Source organism: Nonomuraea sp. SBT364 (assembly GCF_001083785.1).
GTDB lineage: Bacteria > Actinomycetota > Actinomycetes > Streptosporangiales > Streptosporangiaceae > Nonomuraea.
Map to the genome: position 1 here is coordinate 20,143 of NZ_LAVL01000118.1, position 7,189 is coordinate 27,331.

General features: G+C 74.7%; 6 protein-coding genes. 3 read left to right on the forward strand and 3 right to left on the reverse strand.

Going from position 1 to position 7,189, the window contains the following annotated elements:
- Positions 1-65: 65 nt before the first annotated feature.
- Both ADY59_RS34635 and ADY59_RS34640 read left to right on the forward strand, forming a co-directional pair.
- A complete protein-coding gene (locus ADY59_RS34635) occupies positions 66-2,048 on the forward strand; it encodes a GTP-binding protein (protein WP_049571435.1) in 1,983 nt (660 codons plus the stop codon).
- A complete protein-coding gene (locus ADY59_RS34640) occupies positions 2,045-3,292 on the forward strand; it encodes an MFS transporter (protein ID WP_197093997.1) in 1,248 nt (415 codons plus the stop codon). The genes ADY59_RS34635 and ADY59_RS34640 overlap by 4 nt, the downstream gene beginning before the upstream one ends.
- Before the next feature lie 19 nt (positions 3,293-3,311).
- On the opposite strand, the gene ADY59_RS34645 is transcribed toward ADY59_RS34640, so the two are convergent.
- Positions 3,312-4,196 carry a helix-turn-helix transcriptional regulator gene (locus ADY59_RS34645; protein ID WP_049571437.1) on the reverse strand — a complete coding sequence of 295 codons (885 nt, stop codon included), beginning with the start codon at positions 4,194-4,196 and terminating at the stop codon, positions 3,312-3,314.
- 163 nt (positions 4,197-4,359) lie between these two features.
- Between ADY59_RS34645 and ADY59_RS34650 the strand changes: the two genes are divergently transcribed.
- Positions 4,360-5,382 (forward strand): zinc-dependent alcohol dehydrogenase family protein, encoded by a 1,023-nt coding sequence (locus tag ADY59_RS34650; protein ID WP_049571440.1) that lies wholly within the window; start codon positions 4,360-4,362, stop codon positions 5,380-5,382.
- Positions 5,383-5,387: 5 nt separating this feature from the next.
- On the opposite strand, the gene ADY59_RS34655 is transcribed toward ADY59_RS34650, so the two are convergent.
- On the reverse strand, positions 5,388-6,797 hold the full coding sequence (locus tag ADY59_RS34655; RefSeq protein ID WP_049571443.1) for a pyridoxal phosphate-dependent decarboxylase family protein: 1,410 nt from the start codon (positions 6,795-6,797) through the stop codon (positions 5,388-5,390).
- On the reverse strand, positions 6,794-7,189 hold a 396-nt coding region (locus ADY59_RS34660), incomplete at its 5' end, for a helix-turn-helix domain-containing protein (RefSeq protein ID WP_156325912.1). The genes ADY59_RS34660 and ADY59_RS34655, both read right to left, overlap by 4 nt.

Sequence of the window (7,189 nt, forward strand, 5' to 3'; positions counted from 1 at the left end):
CCGAGAGATCGGAAGAACCATGCGCGAACTCGTGTGCCCCGCAATCGCCGACCACACGAGGAGCCATGGAACCCGCACACCGTCAGACTGCCGTACGACATGACGCATCGACCGGCGGGGCCGACGGCCCGCGCCATCTCAACCTGGGCGTACTCGCCCATGTCGACGCCGGGAAGACCAGCCTGACCGAGGCGCTGCTGCACGCCGGCGGCGCGATCGGCCGGCTCGGCCGGGTGGACGCGGGCACGACCCAGACCGACTCCCTGGCCCTGGAACGGCAGCGCGGCATCACCATCCGCGCCGCCGTGGCGGCGTTCAGCGCCGGCGACGTCACCGTCAACCTGGTCGACACCCCGGGCCACCCGGACTTCATCGCCGAGGTCGACCGCTCGCTGGCGGTCCTGGACGGCGCGGTCCTGGTGCTGTCCGCCGTCGAGGGCGTCCAGGCCCAGACCGTCGTGCTGTACCGGGCGCTGCGGCGCCTCGGCGTACCGGTGGTCCTGTTCGTCAACAAGATCGACCGGCGTGGTGCCGCACCCGGGACCGTCCTCGACGGGATCCGGCGGCGGCTCAGCACCGAGGCCGTGCCGCTCGGCGCCGTACGGGACGCCGGCACCGCCTCGGCCCTGGTCACGCCCCTGGCCTGGGACGCTCCGGAAGTCACGGAAGATCTGACGGCCCGGCTGGCGGCCCATGACGACGATCTGCTGGAGGAGTGGCTCGCCGCGGGGCGCCCGCTCGGCCGGGCGCGGCTGTACACCGCGCTGGCGCGGCTGACCCGCGCCGGCACCGTCCACCCGCTCGTGTTCGGCTCGGCGCGCACCGGTGCCGGAGTCGGGCAGCTCATCGGCACGATTTCCGGGCTGCTGACGCCACCTGCCGGGGACGGCGCCGCCCCGGTGGCGGCGCAGGTGTTCAAGGTCGAGCGGGCCCCGGCCGGGGGACGGCTGTGCACGGTGCGCATGCGCGCCGGGGCGCTGCGCGTACGCGACCGGGTGCCGCTCGGCGGCGGGCGGTGGGCGACCGTGACGGGCCTGGAGGTGTTCGAACCGGGCGGACCGGTACGGCGCGATCAGGCGGGCCCGGGGCAGATCGCCCGCGTCCGCGGCCTGGAGGGCGCCCGGATCGGCGACTGGATCGGCGACCGGATCGGCACAGGCCCGGCCGCCGCCGCGTCATCGGCGCTGCCCGCTCCGGGCTTCGAGTCCCGGGTGACCGCCCGCGACCCCGCCCGCCACGGCGACCTGCACAGGGCACTGTCCGAGCTGGCCGACATCGACCCGCTGATCGCCGTCCGGCCCGACCGCGACGCGGTGCGCATCAGCATCTACGGCGAGGTGCAGCAGCAGGTCCTGGCCGCCACGCTGGCGGCGGAGTTCGGCATCGCCGCGGACTTCGGCCCCACCACGGTGAGGTGCGTCGAACGGCCCTCGGGCGTGGGGGCCGCGGTGCTGCGCATGGGCGAGCCCGGGCATCCGCACGACTTCACCCTCGGAGTCCGCGTCGAACCGGCCGCGCCCGGCAGCGGGGTCGAGCTGGTCGTCGCGGCGGAGCGGTCCGGGATCCCGCTGCACGTCTACACCACCTTCGGGGACTTCCGGACGGCGGTGCTGGGCTACCTGGCCCAGCCGCTGGCCTGCGGCCCGCACGGCTGGCCCGTGACGGACCTCCGGGTCACCGTGACCGAGGCCGCCTACCCTCCGGCCGGTCCGCGCGCCGCCGAGGTGCGGTACACCACCGAGGCGGTGGTGCACCAGGCCATCACGCGAGCGGGCACGACGGTCTGCGAGCCGGTGGACCGCTTCGCCGTCGAGACGCCGCCCGGCACCCTCTCCGCCGTGCTGGGCCTGCTGGCCCGCAACGGCGTGGCGCCGCAGGTCCTGCACACCGGCGACCCGGTCGCGGTGGTCACCGGGACGGCGCGGACCACCGTGATCCCCGCGGTGCGGGCCGGACTGCACGGCTCCACCCACGGACAGGGCGTCCTGGAATCACGACTCGACCACTACACGCCGATCCCGCGCGCCACGGCGAGGAGACCGTCGTGACCCGCGGAGCCCCGCCCGCGGGCCCGCCCCGGCCCGGCCCCGACCTCCTGGCGCGGCGCTTCCTGGTGTGGAACTTCCTGCGGGCGGTGCTGCACAACGGCTGGTGGCTCGTCACCAGCCTGTACATGGCCGTGGACGCGGGCCTGTCGCCGGCCCAGCTGCTGACCGTGCCCGTGGCGCAGGGCGTGGCCGCCCTCCTGTTCGAGGTTCCCGCCGGCGTCCTGGCCGACACCGTCGGCCGCAAGGCGTCCCTGGTCACCTCGCACGTCGTCATGGCCGCCGCGATGATCCTGACCGGCCTGTCGGCCGGGTTCCTCCCCCTGCTGCTGGCCCAGGTGCTCTGGGGCATCGCCTGGACGTTCGCGACCGGATCGGATGTGGCCTGGGCCACCGACGAGATCGACCGGCCCGATCGCATACACCTGCTGATCGCCGCTCAGGGCCGCTGGCAGATGATCGGCTCCGGCGCCGGCATCGTCGCCTTCGGCGCCCTGGCCGCGATCGTGGACCGTCCGGCCGCCATCGCCGCCGCGGGCGCGGCCATGCTGGCGCTGGGCGTCTGGTTCGCCGCGGCCTTCCCCGAGCGCAACTTCACCCGGGTACGCGCCGATCGGCTCAAGGCGGCCCTGGGCATCGCCCGCAAGGGCGCCCGTGCGGCCCTGGGCGACCGGACCCTGCTCATGCTGGTCTGGGTCACCGCCCTGGTCAACGGCGCGGCCGACTCCTTCGGCCGGATCTACCCGGTGCGCCTGGCCGAACTCGGCCTTCCCCGGGACACCGGCGGCACCGTGTGGTTCACGGCGGTCGGGCTGGCCGGCTACGCGACCGCCGCGCTCGCTCTCGCCGCGGTCCAGCGCCGGCTCGGCTCCGATCGCGGGACCCGCCGCTGGCTGGTGCTGGCCTGCCTGACCGGGCTGGCCGGCCTCACGCTGCTGGGGCTGGCGCCCACCCTCGCGCTCGGCGTCGCGGCGGTGCTCGCCGCCAACGGTGTCGCGATGCCGCTGGTGCGTACGGTCACCACGATCTGGGTCAACCGGCGCGCGCACGGTGACGTGCGGGCCACCACGCATTCGTTCCTGGCCCAGGCCGAGTCGTCCGGCGAGATCGTGTGCGCGGGCGTCCTGGCGGCGGTGACCGGCACGGCCGGGACGGGCCTCACGCTGGTGATGGCCGGCTCCCTCTTCGCGGTCGGCGCGGCCCTGCCGGGCCGATCACGGAAGCGCGGCGGGACGCGTGCGGGATGACCGGGACGGAGCCCGGGATTCAGCGTGTGCTCGCCGCCGATGCGCTGTCACGCCGGGTGGCCGTGGGCCGCATGCGCAGGAGTCGCAGTGCGGTGTGCGAGAGGCTGCCGGTCGGGGCGCTGTACATCAGCACTCGCTGGCCCGAGCCGTCCGACAGGCCGAGGGTCTCGAGTTCGAGGCTGAGCTCCCCGACCTCGGGGTGCCGGAGCTGCCGCGTGCCGTACGCGTGGTTGGCGACGGGGTGCCTGGACCACAGGGCGGCGAATTCCGGGCTGCGCACGGACAACTCACCGATCAGTTCGGCGAGCTGGCGGTCGTCCTTGTCGCGGCCGGCCGTGATCCTGAGGGAGGCCACCGCGCAGGCGGCCGAGGACTCCCATCGGGGGTGGAGATCGCGGTGGTGCGGGTCCAGGAACAGCATCCTGGTCAGGTTCGGGCGATCGGCGGGGCGGCCGGGGGAGCCGGGGTCGAGGTGCCCGGCGAGCAGCAGGTGGCCGAGTGTGTTCCAGGCCAGCACCTCGGTGCGGGTGCCGATGACGATGGCCGGTACGTCGCCCAGGGCGTCGAGGAGCCGGCGAGTGCCCGGGCGCGCGGTCGCCGGTCTGGCCGGGCGGCGGGGCCTGGACGGGACGGGCCAGACCAGGGTGTGCAGGTAGGCGCGTTCGGCGTCGCTCAGGCGGAGCGCGTCGGCCAGGGCGTCGATCACCGACGGTGACGCCTGGTGGCTTTGCCCCTGCTCCAGCCGCGTGTAGTAGGTGACGCTCACGCCGGCGAGCTGGGCGAGTTCCTCGCGGCGGAGCCCCGGTACCCGGCGGGCGCCGTAGGAGGTGATGCCCACGTCCTCCGGTGTCAGCCTGCCGCGGCGGGTGCGCAGGAAGTCACCGAGTGCTGTTGTGTCCCGCATGCGTTCATTCTGCCTTCGCCGCCGGACATGTGCCTGACCCTCGCAGTGCCAGGCAGCGGCTGACCACCCACGCCGGGGTGTGGCCGCCGGTCACGGGGGTGGCGAGAGTGGGGACCGCCTTGCCGATCACGGCGTCCGGCGGACATCACACAGGAGACCTCTCATGAAGTACTGGACGATGAGCGCGGTCGGCCGCGCCAACCTCGAACTCGCCGAAGGCCCGATCCCCACGCCGGGGCCGGGGCAGATCCTGGTGAAGGTCGCGGCCGTCGCGCTGAACTTCCGCGACCGTCTGGCGATCGACGACGGGCTGACCATGATCTTCCCCGAGTCCGGGCCCTTCGTGCCCGGCTCGGACATGGCCGGGGTGGTCGAGGCCGTCGGCGCGGGTGCCGATCGGTTCGCGCCGGGCGATCGGGTGATCTCCACGTGCCTTCCGGGCTGGATCGACGGCCCCGGCCCCGGCAACGCGCGCCTCGGCGGGCCCGAAGCGCTCGGCAGCGGCCACTATCCCGGCGTTCTGGCCGAATACGTGGTTCTCGACCAGGACTGGGCGGTGCCCGCTCCCGGGCGCCTCGGCGACGCCGGGGCGAGCACGCTCCCCATGGCCGGGCTGTCCGCCTGGAGCGCGCTCGTCGAGATCGGACGGCTGCGCGCCGGCCAGACCGTGGTGGTCCAGGGCACGGGCGGGGTCGCGATGTTCGGCCTGCAGATCGCGGTCGCGCACGGCGCCGAGGTGATCGTGATCTCGGGTGACGACGCCAAACTCGCGCGCGCCGCAACCCTGGGCGCCGCCCACGGCATCAACAGAACCACGAGCGACTGGGTCGAGGCCGTCCACTCCTTCACCGGCGAGCGCGGCGCCGACCACATCCTCGAGATCATCGGCGGCGGCCATCTGGCACGCTCGATCGAGGCAGCCGCGGTCGGTGGCCGCATCTCGCTGATCGGCGTCCTGGACGGCTACGAGATCTCCGGCGCCGTCGCGCACCTGGCCCGCAAGAAACTGACCATCGACGGCATCCAGGTCGGCCACCGCCGCGCCCTGGAGAACCTCGTCCGGGCCGTCGACCGGATCGGCCTCAGACCGGTCGTCGACGCCGCGTACCCGCTCGCCGACCTGCCGTCCGCCCTCGATCATCTGGACCGCGGCGCGTTCGGCAAGGTCGTCGTGACGCCCGGATGACGCCCTCAGGCGGCGGGTATCAGCTCGTCGAGTGCGGTGCGGACGGTGTCGAGTGCCAGGCGTACGTGTTCGGGCCGGGTGCGCACGCTGAGCACGCACAGCCGCAGGTAGAAGCGCCCGCCGAGGGTGGTGCTGGACAGGTAGACGCGGCCGGTGGCGTTGATCCTCGCCAGCAGCTCGCGCCCGGCGTCGTCGCCGCCGCGCGGCCGGAAGACCACCACGGTCAGGTCCGGCTCCCACGGCACCTCCAGGCGCGGGTCGCCGGCCAGTTCGCGGTGCGCGAGCGCGGCCTGGTCGAGCTTCTCGTCCAGCGCCTCCTCGAAGGCCCGCACCCCGTGCAGGTGCAGCGGCAGCCACAGCCGCAGGCCGCGGAACTCGCGGGTCAGCTCGACGCCCAGGTGGCCGAAGTCGGGCAGGTCGCCCACCTGCCCGATGTCCTGCAGATATTGGCCGCCGGCGGCGTGCGCGGCGTGCAGCAGGCCCGGGTCGCGTACGAGCAGCACGCCCGTCCCGTACGGCAGGAACAGGCTCTTGTGCGGGTCGAACGCGATGGAGTCGGCCGCCTCGATCCCGGCGAGCCGGGCGCGGCCGCGGCGGGTGAGCTGGAAGCCGCCTCCGTAGGCGGCGTCGGCGTGGAACCACAGGCCGTGCGCGCGGGCCAGGCGGGCCAGCTCGGGCAGCGGGTCGACGGTGCCGGTGCTGGTGGTGCCGGCGGTGCCCGCCAGCAGGAACGGGCGCAGTCCGGCCGCCCGGTCCGCCTCGATCATCGCGGCGGCCGCGGTCACGTCCATGCGCAGGTCGCCCGTGGCGGGCACGACGCGGACCCGGCGCCCGGGCAGGCCGGCGATGCGGGCGGCCTTGGCGACGCTCAGGTGGGTGTGCTCGGTCACGTACAGGGTGCCGTCGCGGGTGTCCTCGCCGAGCCGGTCGTGGCGGGCGGCGACGAGCGCCGACAGGGTGGCGGGGGAGGCGCCGGTGGTGATCAGGCCGCCCGCGCCGGCCGGCAGCCCGAAGCGGCCGGCCAGCCAGGAGAGCACGCTCTGTTCCATGGCGACGAGCGCGGGCGCGGTCTGCGCCACGCCGGTGAAGCGGTTGGCGGCCTGGGCCAGCATCTCGGCCAGCGCCGAGGAGACCAGGCCGCCCGCCGGGAAGTAGGCGAGGTAGCCGGGGCCGGCGGTGTTCACGCCCTGGCCGGCCGCCTGGCGGAAGGTCTCCAGGAGGTCGCCGAGGTGCCCGGGGCCGTCGTCCGGCGGGCGGCGCAGCAGGGCGGTCAGGCGGCCGGCGTCGCGGTAGTCGCTGGCCGGGGCGGTGGCCAGCTCGGCGAGGCGGTCGGTCATGAACGCCGTCGCCTGGCGGGCCAGCTCGATGGTCGCGTCTTCGGCCGGGTCGAGGGGAAAGACGGGGGTGGTCGTCATCCGGACACGGTAGGAAGTCCTGGTGTGCGGTGGATTGGATGTTCTTGCACCGCTCGCTGGTAGGCGCCGGGGGTGGTGCCGACGATGCGGCGGAAGTGGCGTGACAGGTGCGACTGGTCGCAGAAGCCGGCCGCCAGGGCAGCCTCGGCCGGGGGAGTGCCGCGTGCCAGCAGTTCGCGGGCGCGCCGTACCCGCAGCTGGGTGAGGTAGGCGTGCGGCGGCAGCCCGTAGGCGAGCCGGAAGGCGCGCACCAGCGCGAACGGCGTCGCCCCGACCGCGGCCGCCAGCTCCCGCAACCCCGGGGCGGCACCCCCGCGCCGGCATTGCGGAGCGGTGGCCGGGTGTCCGGGCGAGGCGGGAAGGGGGTCGTGCAGGCGCTGTCTCTTTTTCAC